The sequence below is a fragment of the Roseovarius autotrophicus genome (assembly GCF_018069895.1).
GTDB lineage: Bacteria > Pseudomonadota > Alphaproteobacteria > Rhodobacterales > Rhodobacteraceae > Roseovarius > Roseovarius autotrophicus.
The window spans coordinates 1-12,845 of record NZ_JAGQDH010000038.1; the positions used below are offsets into that span (position 1 = coordinate 1).

Sequence of the window (12,845 nt, forward strand, 5' to 3'; positions counted from 1 at the left end):
ACCCGTCGCGCACGTCGATCCCCAGCCCCGCGCCGCCGCCGGAAAGCGTGGTGATCATGCCCACCTTCACCTCGGCCATTGCGCCGGTCGCTGCCAGCGCGAGCGCCGCAACGCCCATCATCAGTTTTTTCATTGTCGGTTCTCCCTTTTGGTTCCATTTTGCTTGGTCATGTCACAGCGCCCGGCCTCAGACGAAATCTTTGTATCTTGCCGCTCTCGGTCTTGGGTAGCCCCTTCGTGAAGATCACGGAGCGGGGGTATTTGAACGGCGCGATCACGGCCTTCACATGCGCCTGCAAGTCCGCGATCGTCGCATCGGAGGGGGCGTGGCCCTCGGCCAGCACCACATGCGCCTCGACGATGGTGCCGCGCTCGGGGTCGGGCGCGCCGATCACCGCGCATTCGGACACCGCCGCATGGGCCAGAAGCGCCGCCTCGACCTCGGGCCCAGCGATGTTGTAGCCGGAGCTTACGATGATGTCGTCATTGCGCGCGGCAAAGCAGAAATAGCCCTCGGCGTCGCGGGTAAAGCTGTCGCCGGTGATGTTCCAACCGTTTTGCACATATTCCCCCTGCCGCTCGCCATGCAGGTAGCGGCAGCCGGTCGGGCCGCGCACGGCCAGCCGACCGATCTCGCCCGGTGCGGCCTCCTGCCCGTCCTCGGTCAAAACCTTGGCCTCGTAACCCGCGACCGGCTTGCCGGTGCAGGCGGAGCGGTGATCGCCGAAACGGTTGGAGATGAAGATATGCAGCATCTCGGTCGCGCCGATCCCGTCGAGCATGGGCTTGCCGGTTTTCGCCTGCCACTCCTCATAGATCGGGGCGGGCAGGGTCTCTCCGGCCGAGACGGCGGCGCGCAGGCTGGAAAGGTCCGCGCCCTCCTCCATCGCGCGCAGCATGACGCGATAGGCGGTCGGCGCGGTAAAGCAGACCGTGGCGCGGAATTTCTCGATGATCTCGATCAGGTTGGGCGGCGAGGCGTTTTCCAGAAGTGCAGCCGCCGCGCCGAAACGCAGCGGGAAAATCGCCAGCCCGCCAAGGCCGAAGGTAAAGGCCAGCGGCGGCGAGCCGACAAAGACATCCTCGGGGGTCACGCCCAGAACCTCGCGTGCATAGCCGTCGGCGATGATCAGAAGATCACGGTGAAAATGCAGCGTTGCCTTGGGGTTGCCGGTCGAGCCGGAGGTAAAGCCGATCAGCGCCACATCGTCCTGCGCGGTGTCGGCGGCGTCAAAGGTAACAGGCTTTTCCAGCGCCAGCCGGTCCAGTTCGGCGTCGTGATTGGCGGTGCCGTCAAAGCCCGCGACGGTGCGCAGGAACGGGCTATCCTTGGCGGCAATCGCCAACTCGTCCATCAGCCGCGTGTCACAAAGCGCGTGGCTGATTTCCGCCTTCTCGATGTATTTCGCCAGTTCCCCCGCCCGCAACAGCGGCATGGTGTTGACCGCGACCGCGCCTGCCTTGGTCACCGCCAGCCAGCAGGCCACCATCGCCGGGTTGTTGGCCGAGCGGATCAGCACCCGGTTGCCGGGCTTCATGCCCAGATCCTCGGTCAGGACATGGGCGAGGCGGTTGGTCCAGTCGGTCAGTTCCTTGTAGGTGCGCCGCCGCCCGTTGCCGATCAGCGCGGTGCGGTCGCCAAAGCCCCGCGCCACCATCGCATCGGTCAGCTCCACCCCGGCATTGAGGCGTTCAGGGTAATCGAACCCGTCCAGCAGCAGGCCGGGCCATTGGTCCTTTGGCGGCAGGTTGTCGCGTGTGAACGTGTCGAGATGCGCCGATGGTCTCATGCCTCTCTCCCTCCCTCATGGGCGGCGAGTGTTTGACGCGCGATCACCACGCGCTGCACGTCGCTCGCGCCCTCGTAGATGCGCAGGGCGCGGATTTCGCGGTAAAGCTGCTCGACCGTCTCGCCCGCGCGCACCCCGTCGCCGCCATGCAGTTGCACCGCGCGGTCGATGACCTGTTGCGCCGCTTCGGTGGCAAAGAGCTTGGCCATCGCCGCCTCGCGGGTGACACGCGGCGCGCCCCGGTCCTTGGCCCAGGCGGCGCGGTAGATCAGCAGGGCGGCGGCATCCACATCGAGCGCCATGTCGGCGATATGGCCCTGCACCATCTGGAGATCGGCCAGCGGCGCGCCCCGCACATGGCGCGTGGTGACGCGGGTAAGCGCCTCATCCAGCGCGCGGCGGGCAAAACCGAGGGCGGCGGCGGCGACGGTGGAGCGAAACACATCGAGCACCGACATGGCGATGCGAAAGCCCTGACCGGGCGCGCCGATGAGGGCGCTTGCGGGGATGCGGCACCCGTCGAAACGCAGCCGTGCAAGCGGGTGCGGCGCGATGGCCTCGAGCCGTTCGGCCACGCTCAGCCCGGCCGTGTCGGCGGGCACCACAAAGGCCGAAAGGCCCCGCGCGCCGGGGGCCTCGCCGGAGCGGGCGAAAACGGTATAGACATCCGCGATACCGCCATTGGAAATCCAGGTCTTTTCGCCGTCGAGCACATAGTCTTCGCCGTCGCGCGTTGCGGTCATGGTCGAATTGGCCACGTCCGAGCCAGAGGTGGGCTCAGTCAGGGCAAAGGCGGCAATGGCGCGGCCCGTGCGGGTGAGCGGCAGCCAGCGGGTCTTTTGCGCGTCAGTGCCGAAAAGCGAGAGCGCGCCGGTGCCCAGCCCCTGCATGGCAAAGGCGAAATCCGCCAACCCATCGTGGCGCGCCAACGTTTCGCGCGCAAGGCAGAGCGCGCGCACGTCAAGCGGGCCATCAAGGCTGGCCGTCACCTCGAGCAGCCCCGCCGCGCCCAGATCGCGCACCAGCGCGCGACAGGCGCCATCGGTCTCGGTGTGATCGACGGCAAGCTTGGCCGCCACCGCCTCCACCCGTGCGGCCCAGTCGCGGTGGCGGGCGTCGAAGAACGGCCAGTCGAGATAGGTTTGGTCCGCCATCAATCGCCCTCGAACACGGGTTTTTGCCTGGCGACGAAGGCCTCATAGGCGCGGGTGAAATCGCGGCCCTGCATGCAGATCGCCTGCGCCTGCGCCTCGGCCTCGATCGCCTGATCAAGGCTCATCGACCATTCCTGCGCCAGCATCGTCTTGGTCATGGAATTGGCGAAGGTCGGCCCCGCGACGATCCGGTCGGCCAGCGCCATTGCCTCCATTTCCAGCATCTCGGGCGCGACGAGGCGGTTGAAAAAGCCCCAGCGCTCGCCCTCCTCGGCGCTCATGCTGCGCCCGGTATAGAGCAGTTCCGCCGCGCGGCCCTGACCGATGAGGCGCGGCAGGATCGCGCAGGCCCCCATGTCGCAGCCCGCCAGCCCCACCTGGTTGAAAAGAAACGCGGTGCGCGCGTCCGGCGTGGCGATCCGCAGGTCAGAGGCCATGGCAAGGATCGCGCCCGCCCCCGCACAGACCCCGTCCACCGCCGCGATGACCGGCTTGCCGCAATGGATCATCGCGCGCACCAGATCGCCGGTTATGCGGGTGAAATTCAAGAGCCCCTTCATGTCCATGCGTGTCAGCGGGCCGATGATCTCGTGCACATCGCCGCCCGAACTGAAATTGCCGCCATTGGGCAGGATCACCACCGCATGAACGTCCTCGGCATAGGCAAGCGCGCGGAACCAGTCTCGCATCTCGGCGTAGCTGTCGAATGTGAACGGGTTCTTGCGCTCGGGCCGGTCGTGGGCGATGCGCGCGATGCCGCCTGCGATTTTACAGCGGAAATGGGTGGTCTCATGGATGCTCATTGCCGTCCTCCCTGCTTTGCGCCCGCTTGGCCAGCCGCGCCATGGTGGCGATCTCGGCAGCATCGAGCGCACCGAGCGCCGCGTCGATCCAGACCTCGTGATCGGCGGCCAACCGGTCGAACACCTCGCGCCCCCGCGCCGTCAGCCGCGCCGTCTGCGCGCGCCGGTCGCCGGGCACGGCCACGCGCAGCGCCAGCCCCTCTTCGGTAAGCCGGTCCACGATGCCGGTGATATTGCCGTTTGACACGCGCAGATAGCTTGAAAGATCGCTCATCCGCAGCCCGTCGGGATGGCGCGCGAGCGCCGCCATGACATCGAAACGCGGCAGCGTTGTGTCATGCACCTCGCGCAGGTTGCGGCGCAATTCGGCCTCGATCCCGCTGGTCAGCTTCAACAGCCGCAGCCACAGCCGCAACCGGTCCTTGGAGAGGTCTTGCGCCCCGGTCTCTCTGGCCTGCCCGATCATGCCTCGCCCCCCGAGACCGAGAGCGCGTGGCCATTGACCGACGCAGCACCGGGCGAGGCGAGATAAAGCGCGGCGGCGGCCACCTCCTCGGGCGCGATGAGGCGGCGTATGGGATTGCCCGCGACGACCATGGCGGTGGCCTTTTTGCGGTCCACGTCAAAGCGCTGCATCAACCCGGTGATGGCGCTCTCGGCCATGTCCGTCTCGGTGAAGCCCGGACAGATCGCGTTGCAGGTGATGCCGGACCGGGCCACGTCGAGCGCGACCGCGCGCACCAGCCCCAGCACGCCATGCTTGGCCGCCGTATAGGCGGGCACGGTGGCATTGCCCTTGAGTGCTGCGGTCGAGGCGACGGCGATGAGACGCCCGCCCGCGCCCATGCCCCGGAGGCCCGCCCGAAACGTGAGGAAGGTGCCGGTGAGATTGACGGCAAGGGTCTGGGTCCAATCCGCCAGCGTCACCTCCGAGAGCTTGGCCGTGCGCCCCGTCCCGGCATTGGCAATGACCACATCATAGGGGCGCTCGAACAGCGCCTCGATTTGCGCCTCATCGGTCACATCGGCCGCGCGGCAGGTGATGCCATGGCCCTCGGCGGTCTCCTGCAACGGCTCCAGCCGCCGCCCCGCGATGGTGACCTCCTCGCCCGCTGCGGCGAAGGCGCGGGCAATGGCGCGCCCGATGCCCGAGCCGCCCCCCGTGACCAGAACCCGCCTCATGCGCGCAACACCTCCGCTTCGCGGTCCGCGAGCCGCCAAAGCTGATCGCGCCCGGCAAGATAGGGCAGCGGCCAGTCGGGGGCTGTGCGGTCGCCGATGCGCGCGGCCTCGTGCAGCGTCCAGTAGGGATCGCTCAGATGCGGGCGGCCCACGGCCACCAGATCGGCGCGCCCCGCCATCAGGATCGAGTTGGCATGGTCGGCCTCGTAGATATTGCCCACGGCCATGGTGGGGATGCCCGCCTCGTTGCGGATACGGTCGCTGAACGGGGTCTGGAACATGCGGCCATAGACCGGGCGCGCCTGCGCGCTGGTCTGCCCCGCGCTCACGTCGATCAGGTCAGCCCCGGCACCGTGGAAGGCGCGGGCAATCTCCACCGCCTCTTCCGGCGTCACACCGTCCTCGTCCATCCAGTCATTGGCCGAGATGCGCACCGACATCGGCTTGCCCTCCGGCCAGACGGCGCGCATGGCGGCAAAAACCTCGAGTGGATAGCGCAGGCGGTTTGCCAGACTGCCGCCGTAGGCGTCCGTGCGGATGTTCGAGACCGGCGAGATGAAGGACGACAAGAGATAGCCATGCGCCGCGTGCAGCTCGATCATGTCGAAACCCGCGCGTGCCGCCATTTCCGCCGTTGCGACGAACTGATCGCGGACGCGCTCCATATCGGCGCGGGTCATCTCGCGCGGGGTGGCGTTCGCGCGCGACCATGGCAGGGCGGAGGCTGACATGACCTCCCAATTTCCCTCCGGCAGGGGCTGATCCATCCCCTCCCAGCCGATCCGGGTCGAGCCCTTGCGCCCGGAATGGCCGATCTGGCAACAAAGCTTCGCACCGGTCTCGGCATGGGTGAACGCCACCAGCCGCCGCCACGCCGCCTCATGCTCGGGTGCATAGAGCCCCGGACAACCGGGGGTGATGCGGCCCTCCGCGCTGACGCAGGTCATTTCGGTGTAGACAAGCCCCGCGCCGCCCTTGGCCCGCTCACCGTAATGCACGAGATGCCAGTCGGTCGGGCAGCCGTCCACCGCCTTGTATTGCGCCATGGGCGAGACCACGATGCGGTTCTTGAGCGTCATGTCGCGCAACTTGAACGGCGCGAACATCGGCGCGCGCACCGGGGCCTGCGCGTCAACGCCGGCGCGGGTCTGGAACCATCTTTCCGCACTTTCCAGCCACTTCGGATCGCGCAGGCGCAGGTTCTCGTGGCTGATCCGCTGGCTACGGGTGAGCAGCGAATAGGCGAATTGGGCCGGGTCGAGATCGAGATAGCGCTCGACCTGCTCGAACCATTCAAGGCTGTTGCGCGCCGCCGATTGCAGGCGCAGCACCTCGATCCGGCGCTCGTCCTGATAGCGCTCGAATGCCGCCTCCATCGTCGGTTCGGAATGCAGGTAGCCGGCCAGCGAAATCGCGCTGTCAAAGGCCAGCCGCGAACCCGAGCCGATCGAGAAATGCCCTGTCGCCGCAGCGTCGCCCATGAGCACGACATTCTCGTGATGCCATTTCTCGCAGATCACGCGCGGGAAGTTCATCCACACCGCCGAGCCGCGCAGATGCGCCGCGTTGGACATGAGCTCATGCCCGCCTAGATGCGCCTCGAAGATGCGGCGGCAGGTCTCGACGGTCTCTTCCTTGGACATGTCCGCGAATCCCCAGCGGTCCCAGGTGCCCTGCTGGCATTCGACGATGAAGGTCGCGGTGTTGTCGTCGAATTGATAGACATGCGCCCAGACCCAGCCATTTTCGGTCTTCTCGAAGATGAAGGTGAAGGCGTCGTCAAATTTCTGATGCGTGCCGAGCCAGACGAACTTGCATTCGCGCATGTCGATATCGGCGCGAAAGACATTGGCAAATTCATTGCGCACGCGCGAGTTGATGCCGTCGCAGGCAACGACAAGGTCGTAATCCTTGCGATAGCTTTCGGTGCTGTCGAATTCGGTCTCGAAACGCAGATCGACGCCCAGTTCGCGGGCGCGGTCCTGCAAGAGAATAAGCATCTGCCGCCGTCCGATCCCGGCAAAGCCATGCCCGCCCGAGACCGTGCGCACACCGCCATGCACCACCGCGATATCGTCCCAATAGGCAAAGTGATTGCGGATCGCCTGCGCGCTCTTGGGGTCGTTTACCCGGAGGTTCTCAAGCGCGTCGTCCGAGAGCACCACACCCCAGCCAAAGGTGTCGCGGGCGCGGTTGCGCTCGATCACGACAACCTCGTGCGCGGGGTCGCGCAGCTTCATCGAGATGGCAAAGTATAGCCCCGCCGGGCCGCCCCCAAGACAGGCAACACGCATCCTCAACCCTCCCTGTCGCGCCGTCGCAGACCGACGATTCGCTTGGTCCCTGACCTGATGCTACGTCGGGGCCAATTTTATTTCAAGCTTGAAATATTCATGTCTGAATGATATGGAGGAAGAACGCCAGAGGAGACCCTCGAATGACCGTCCAGATCGAGACGCGCGACGGCATCGCGCTTGTCACCATCGACAACCCGCCGGTGAACGCCACCGGTCACGCCGTGCGGCAGGGCTTGTCGGACGCGGTCGCGCGCACCGAGGGGGATAGCGCCGTGCGCGCCGTGGTGCTGGCCTGTGCCGGGCGCACCTTCATCGCCGGGGCCGATATCCGAGAGTTCGGCCAACCGCTCGCAGCCCCGCACCTGCCCGATGTGCTGGCGCGGATCGCAGGGGCGCGCAAGCCCTGGGTGGCCGCCATTCACGGTACGGCGCTTGGCGGCGGGCTGGAGACGGCGCTTGCCTGTCATTACCGCATCGCGGCACCGGGTGCCGCGCTCGGCCTGCCCGAGGTGACGCTTGGCCTGATCCCCGGCGCGGGCGGCACGGTGCGCCTGCCGCGCCTCATTACCGTCGACCGTGCGCTTGACATGATCGCCTCTGGCACGCCGGTGCCTGCTCTGCGTGCGCGGGAACTGGGATTGATCGACGCCATCGCGGGTGGGGATCTGGTCTCGGACGCGCTCGCCTTCGCGCGTGAGGTCGCTGACCGCCCGCTGCCCGCTCCGCTTGACGATCGCCCGCCCCGCCCCGAAAGCGCGGAGGGCGCGCTCAAAGCCGTGGCTGCGCGCCACACGGACCGCGCACGCGGGCAGCGCGCGCCGCTGGCGGCCATCGAGGCGCTGCGCAATGCCCAAACCCTGCCCGTGGCCGAGGCGCTGAACGCCGAGCGCGCGCTCTTTCAGGCCCTGCGCGACGGCGCGCAGTCAAAGGCGCTGCGCCATATCTTCTTTGCCGAACGCGCGGCGGGGCGGGTGGATCGGCTCAAGGGCATTGCCCCGCGCCCGCTCGACCATATCGGCGTGATCGGTGGCGGCACGATGGGGGCAGGGATAGCCGCCGCCTGCCTCATCGCGGGGTTGAGCGTCACCATGATCGAGCGCGACGCGGATGCCGCCGAGGCGGGGCGCGCGCGGGTGGCGGGCATTCTCGACGGGGCGCGCAAACGCGGCAAGCTCACGCCCGAGGACCACGCCGTGCGCCTTGCAGCCTTTGCCGCACGCGACAATTACGAGGCGCTCGCCGAGGCCGATCTGGTGATCGAGGCGGTGTTCGAGGATATGGATGTCAAGCATGCGGTCTTTGCCGCGCTCGACGGGGTGACGCGGCCCGACGCGGTGCTGGCCAGCAACACCTCATATCTCGACGTGGCGGAGATTGCCCGCGCGGCGGACACCCCCGCGCGCGTTCTGGGCCTGCATTTCTTTGCCCCCGCCCATATCATGAAACTGCTCGAGATCGTGACGCCCGAGGGCCTCGACGACAGCGCACTGGCGACGGGCCTCGCGCTGGCCAAGCGCCTTGGCAAGATCCCCGTCATCGCGGGGGTGTGCGACGGGTTCATCGCCAATCGCATCATGTCGCGCTATCGCCGCGAGGCGGAGTATATGCTCGAGGATGGCGCGCTCCCGTGGGAGATCGACGCCGCGATGGAGAATTACGGATTTGCCATGGGGATTTTCAGGATGCAGGACCTCTCTGGCCTCGATATCTCATGGGCCATGCGCAAGCGCCGCGCCGCCACCCGCGACCCCGCCGAGCGCTATGTCGATATCGGCGACCGGCTCTGCGAGGCGGGGCATTTCGGGCAGAAAACCGGGCGCGGCTATTACCGCTATGGCGAGGACGGCCGCGCACAGCGCTCGGCCGAGACCGAGGCGCTGATCCTTGCGGAATCGGCCCGCAAGGGCATCGCCCGCCAGCCCGTCCCCGAGACCGAGATCATGGCGCGGCTGCTTGCGGCCATGCAGGACGAGGGCGCGTGCGTTCTCGACGAGGGGATCGCTCAAAGCGCCGCCGATATCGACGTGGTGATAGTCAACGCCTTCGGCTTTCCGCGCTGGAAAGGCGGGCCGATGTTCGCCGGCGGGGCGTGAGCAGGCTCAGGCCACGCCCGCGCGCAGACAGTCGTGGATATGGACTAGACCGCACAGGCGGTTGCCGGGTTCTGCCTCAATCTGTGTGGCGCCGCTATCCTGAAACTGAAAAAATCAGGCCGCTGAAATAGTCCCTGAGCCGGGACGCTATCCCTTTGTGGTGGTGCGATTTCATGATCGCGATGTCTTTCGGCGCGGGTGACTTTCGCGCCAGGGATCTTTCTTCCTGGCGCTGTTGCAGAAAGGTGGCTTGAGGCGTGAGTTCCCCTTGCCCCTTCCGGTTCAGGCCACGCGGACGATCTCGGCGGTGCCGAGGGCATTGAAGCGGTTGATGAGTGCGACGCGGATGTGGATTTCGGCGGTTTGGCGGTCTGGGTCTCTCGCGGCGATGCGTTCGCCGAAAGACTTGAGGTCGAGCAGGTTCAGCGCCACAGGTTCGAGCGAACCTGCGAGGGCATCCTGGCCTCGGCGCGGCTGCGGGCGTGGTATCCCGTCCACCGTTTCCAGAACGCCCGGCCGTAGTGACGTGTGGCGCGCAGGGTTTCGTTGCGGGCCCGGGCGGCTGGGCAATCCTCCTTCCACGGTCGGCCATTTTTGCGGATCGGGAGTGAGGGCACGAACGCCACCGGTTCGAGAGAGTGCCCGAACGCCGTGCCACCGCGTGCGATGATGGCGCCGTGGCAGCGGCGGGTGTCGTAGGCGCCATCTGCGGTCACGGTGCCGATGTCTTCGTCGTCCGGGATCTGGTCCAGCAGGTCTGGCAGGACGGGGCTGTCGCCTTCAGCGTTCGATGGGCTTACGCGGCCCCACTGGGGCCACGGTCCCATCTCACTCTGCCTGCGGCACAGGGTCGAGTAGTCCGGAACGGGCCAGTCCAGCCCCGCGAGCCGCAGCAGACCGGCGACCATCCCGGCGGTCTGTCTGAGCGGCAGCCTGAACAGCACCTTGATCGACAGGCAGAACTGGATCGCCGCATTCGAGAACACCGGTGGGCGCCCAGGGTGGCCTTCATGTGGCGCGTGCCAGGCCATCTCCTTGTCCAGCCAGATCAGCAACGACCCGCGCTTGCGGAGCGCAGCGTTGTAGGCGGACCAGTTCGTCGTGCGGTAACGGGCGGGCTTGGGCTTGCTCATGCCACCCGTCTAACCGCATGGATTCGTGATGTGAATCCTTCACGACGAGAGTTCTGCAACAATGCCCATCGGCATAGCTGGCGGCAAGCTGGAACGTGTCCGTTTCGCCGTAGGCGTACTGGTTCTGCGGCCGTGCCAGGGCAGACTCAAGCAAAGCAGCATCCCGCAGACCTGATGCACCGCCTGCAATCTCGATCACAGCCTCATGGATGAACTCAACCTGCTGGCGCGGCACCCATTTGGGGTCCGTCATCTGTTGGCCAGTTCCATGATGGTGTTGCGATGACGCTCAAGGCCGCGCGCAATGCGTTCCTTGTCACTGTCGCTGATACCCTCTGTTACCCCCGTCAAACGGCGGTATTCCTCAGCTGACAGCAGCACCAGGCGGTCGCGCTGGTGGCTGGTGATGATCACAGGTTCACTCATCGCGGCATCGCTGAAAGCGCCGATGTTGTTCTTAAATTCTGTTGCGGTCACACGGGTCATTTGGACATCCTTTCACTCAAGCATAATATAGCCAAAATGTCCAATTTGTCCACTAGCAAATGGCAACGGCGGCGCCCGACCACCCCCATATGGCGGGGAGGGCGCGGGCTTAGACGCCGCGCTCGGCCAGTTTCTTCAGCTCATCAGAAATCTTGAGCTCCAGCGTGCTGCGCCGACCGTCAGCCATGAGCGCAACCTCGTCTGCAAAATCGAGCACCATTCCGGCCAAGTGCCGGATCTCCACGTGGTCCGTTTCGCTGAACGGCAAAGCTTTCCCCCGGTTCTTGGCCTTGTGATACGATCCTGCCCCCTACCGGAATCGACCCCTTTCTCGGAGCCGGGCATTACGAGCGCACGCCCGAGCGTCGGGGCTATGCAAATGGCACCAAGCCCAAGAGGATCGACACCCCCGCAGGCACCGTGAACGTGCAGGTGCCCAAGACCGCCGGGCACGACGGGGAACCGTGTCTCACCGCAATCGCTGGAGCGCGGCCGGCGATCAGTGCGCGCCGTCATGCTGGCGGTCGCCGAGATGTACATCAAGGGCGTGTCGACCCGTGATGTGGAGGCCGTAATGCGCGAATTCGGCATCGAGAGCCTGTCATCTTCGCAGGTCAGCCGCGCCGCCAAGCTGCTGGATGAGGAACTGGCGGCCCGGGCAGCGACCGCCCACTCGGCGAGATCAAGTATCTCATCCTCGACGCGCGGTATGAAAAGATGCGCCATGGCGGCATTGTGCGCGATGGTGAGGAGGATCAGGAAACGATCCGGGGGATCGTTTCCCCGACGAACGTGCTCTCGGCGATTGGCATTGGCCGGGACGAATGCCGACGGGTTCTGGGCGTGTCGGTGGCCCTGCCCGAGGCCGAGGTTCATTGGCGCGCCTTCCTCGAAAGTCTCGTCGCCCGCGGCCTGCGCGGGGTCGAGTTCGTCGTTTCCGACGACCACAGCGGCTTGCGCGCTGCCCGGCGCGCCGTTCTGGGCGGTGCCAGATGGCAGCGCTGCCAATTCCATCTGGCCCGCAACGCCATCCACCACGCCCCAAACGCCGAGATCCGAAAGCGCATCGGCAGACAGCTGAAATCGATCTGGACGGCGGATGATCTCGCCAAGGCGGAAACCGCACTGGCTGAGCTCGTCGCCAGCTATCGCGATACCGCACCCAAGCTGGCCGCATGGCTCGAGGAAAACGTCCCCGAAGGCCTCGCCGTCTTCACCTTGCCCGAGCACCACCGCAAACGGTTGCGCACATCTAACCCGATGGAGCGGTCCATCCAGCAGGAATTGAAGCGGCGCACCGTCAAGGTCAGGGTCTTTCCTGGCGAAGACGCGCTGCTGCGCCTCGTCAGCGCCGTGCTGGTCGAGATCGACGACAAATGGGCCTCCGACACGAAGGCCTACATCAAGTGGGAATGCCAGGATGCCTGACCCCCTCTCAGCAGAATTTCCAGACATCGGGTTGCTCAATCAAAACTCTCCGTCAGCCACATCGAAACTCACATACTTATCGCCCACTCGGGCATGTTGGCGTCGGGTGAGTTCAGTCCAGGCCATTGTGGTCTCCGTTCAGCTTTGCAACCGAACAGAATCACAACCTGCTGAACTCACTCAATTAGTTTCAAATCGGGCTCTTAGACAGACCGCCGGGATGATCGCCAGCCTGTTGCAGCTGGTGGGGCTGGACTGGCCCGTTCCGGACTACTCGACCCTGTGCCGCAGGCAGAGTGAGATGGGGCCGTGGCCCCAGTGGGGCCGCGTAAGCCCATCGAACGCTGAAGGTGACAGCCCCGTCCTGCTGGACCTGCTCGACCAGGTCCCCCAGGACGAAGACATCGGCACCGTGACCGCAGATGGCGCCTACGACACCCGCCGCTGCCACGGCGCCATCATCGCACGCGGTGGCACGG

Annotated in this window: 10 protein-coding genes and 5 pseudogenes; 5 read left to right on the forward strand and 10 right to left on the reverse strand. The window is 66.1% G+C overall.

Going from position 1 to position 12,845, the window contains the following annotated elements; translation table 11 throughout:
- From KAK09_RS18935 to KAK09_RS17785, 7 genes and pseudogenes are all read right to left on the reverse strand, one after another.
- Positions 1-133: pseudogene (locus KAK09_RS18935) on the reverse strand (ABC transporter substrate-binding protein); the annotation flags it as partial.
- 34 nt (positions 134-167) lie between these two features.
- Positions 168-1,790, reverse strand: a complete 1,623-nt coding sequence (locus KAK09_RS17760; protein ID WP_210880269.1) for an AMP-binding protein — start codon at positions 1,788-1,790, stop codon at positions 168-170.
- Positions 1,787-2,944 (reverse strand): acyl-CoA dehydrogenase family protein, encoded by a 1,158-nt coding sequence (locus KAK09_RS17765; RefSeq protein WP_210880270.1) that lies wholly within the window; start codon positions 2,942-2,944, stop codon positions 1,787-1,789. Before KAK09_RS17765 ends, KAK09_RS17760 begins: the two co-directional genes overlap by 4 nt.
- Entirely contained in the window at positions 2,944-3,747 is an 804-nt protein-coding gene (locus KAK09_RS17770; RefSeq protein ID WP_210880271.1) for an enoyl-CoA hydratase family protein, read from the reverse strand. Before KAK09_RS17770 ends, KAK09_RS17765 begins: the two co-directional genes overlap by 1 nt.
- A complete protein-coding gene (locus KAK09_RS17775) occupies positions 3,734-4,213 on the reverse strand; it encodes a MarR family winged helix-turn-helix transcriptional regulator (RefSeq protein WP_210880272.1) in 480 nt (159 codons plus the stop codon). The genes KAK09_RS17770 and KAK09_RS17775 overlap by 14 nt, the downstream gene beginning before the upstream one ends.
- Complete coding sequence (locus tag KAK09_RS17780) at positions 4,210-4,929, reverse strand: SDR family NAD(P)-dependent oxidoreductase (RefSeq protein ID WP_210880273.1); 720 nt, start codon at positions 4,927-4,929, stop codon at positions 4,210-4,212. The genes KAK09_RS17775 and KAK09_RS17780 overlap by 4 nt, the downstream gene beginning before the upstream one ends.
- Positions 4,926-7,223 (reverse strand): bifunctional salicylyl-CoA 5-hydroxylase/oxidoreductase, encoded by a 2,298-nt coding sequence (locus KAK09_RS17785; RefSeq protein ID WP_210880274.1) that lies wholly within the window; start codon positions 7,221-7,223, stop codon positions 4,926-4,928. The genes KAK09_RS17780 and KAK09_RS17785 overlap by 4 nt, the downstream gene beginning before the upstream one ends.
- 143 nt (positions 7,224-7,366) lie before the next feature.
- Between KAK09_RS17785 and KAK09_RS17790 the strand changes: the two genes are divergently transcribed.
- Positions 7,367-9,319 (forward strand): 3-hydroxyacyl-CoA dehydrogenase NAD-binding domain-containing protein, encoded by a 1,953-nt coding sequence (locus KAK09_RS17790; RefSeq protein WP_210880275.1) that lies wholly within the window; start codon positions 7,367-7,369, stop codon positions 9,317-9,319.
- Between the two features lie 282 nt (positions 9,320-9,601).
- Here the strand turns inward: KAK09_RS17790 and KAK09_RS17795 are convergent.
- The 3 genes and pseudogenes from KAK09_RS17795 to KAK09_RS17805 all read right to left on the reverse strand — a co-directional run bounded on the left by KAK09_RS17795 (position 9,602) and on the right by KAK09_RS17805 (position 11,206).
- Positions 9,602-10,452 (reverse strand): annotated as a pseudogene (locus KAK09_RS17795) (transposase).
- Positions 10,453-10,701: 249 nt separating this feature from the next.
- Positions 10,702-10,938 (reverse strand): type II toxin-antitoxin system Phd/YefM family antitoxin, encoded by a 237-nt coding sequence (locus KAK09_RS17800; protein WP_210880276.1) that lies wholly within the window; start codon positions 10,936-10,938, stop codon positions 10,702-10,704.
- Between the two features lie 109 nt (positions 10,939-11,047).
- Positions 11,048-11,206 carry a hypothetical protein gene (locus KAK09_RS17805; protein WP_210880277.1) on the reverse strand — a complete coding sequence of 53 codons (159 nt, stop codon included), beginning with the start codon at positions 11,204-11,206 and terminating at the stop codon, positions 11,048-11,050.
- 50 nt (positions 11,207-11,256) lie between these two features.
- Between KAK09_RS17805 and KAK09_RS19170 the strand changes: the two genes are divergently transcribed.
- The 4 genes and pseudogenes from KAK09_RS19170 to KAK09_RS17820 form a co-directional block, all read left to right on the forward strand.
- Entirely contained in the window at positions 11,257-11,499 is a 243-nt protein-coding gene (locus tag KAK09_RS19170) for a transposase (protein ID WP_418895547.1), read from the forward strand.
- A pseudogene (locus tag KAK09_RS19175) lies at positions 11,420-11,581 on the forward strand (transposase); the annotation flags it as partial. The gene KAK09_RS19170 and the pseudogene KAK09_RS19175, both read left to right, overlap by 80 nt.
- A 32-nt stretch (positions 11,582-11,613) precedes the next feature.
- A pseudogene (locus KAK09_RS17815) lies at positions 11,614-12,366 on the forward strand (IS256 family transposase); the annotation flags it as partial.
- 202 nt (positions 12,367-12,568) lie between these two features.
- Positions 12,569-12,845 (forward strand): annotated as a pseudogene (locus KAK09_RS17820) (transposase); the annotation flags it as partial.

What these genes read in the sequence shown, in the direction of transcription:
- KAK09_RS17760 (WP_210880269.1), bottom strand. Translation starts at nt 1,790, where the DNA reads ATGAGACCATCGGCGCATCTCGACACGTTCACACGCGACAACCTGCCG.
- KAK09_RS17765 (WP_210880270.1), bottom strand. Translation starts at nt 2,944, where the DNA reads ATGGCGGACCAAACCTATCTCGACTGGCCGTTCTTCGACGCCCGCCAC.
- KAK09_RS17770 (WP_210880271.1), bottom strand. Translation starts at nt 3,747, where the DNA reads ATGAGCATCCATGAGACCACCCATTTCCGCTGTAAAATCGCAGGCGGC.
- KAK09_RS17775 (WP_210880272.1), bottom strand. Translation starts at nt 4,213, where the DNA reads ATGATCGGGCAGGCCAGAGAGACCGGGGCGCAAGACCTCTCCAAGGAC.
- KAK09_RS17780 (WP_210880273.1), bottom strand. Translation starts at nt 4,929, where the DNA reads ATGAGGCGGGTTCTGGTCACGGGGGGCGGCTCGGGCATCGGGCGCGCC.
- KAK09_RS17785 (WP_210880274.1), bottom strand. Translation starts at nt 7,223, where the DNA reads ATGCGTGTTGCCTGTCTTGGGGGCGGCCCGGCGGGGCTATACTTTGCC.
- KAK09_RS17790 (WP_210880275.1), top strand. Translation starts at nt 7,367, where the DNA reads ATGACCGTCCAGATCGAGACGCGCGACGGCATCGCGCTTGTCACCATC.
- KAK09_RS17800 (WP_210880276.1), bottom strand. Translation starts at nt 10,938, where the DNA reads ATGACCCGTGTGACCGCAACAGAATTTAAGAACAACATCGGCGCTTTC.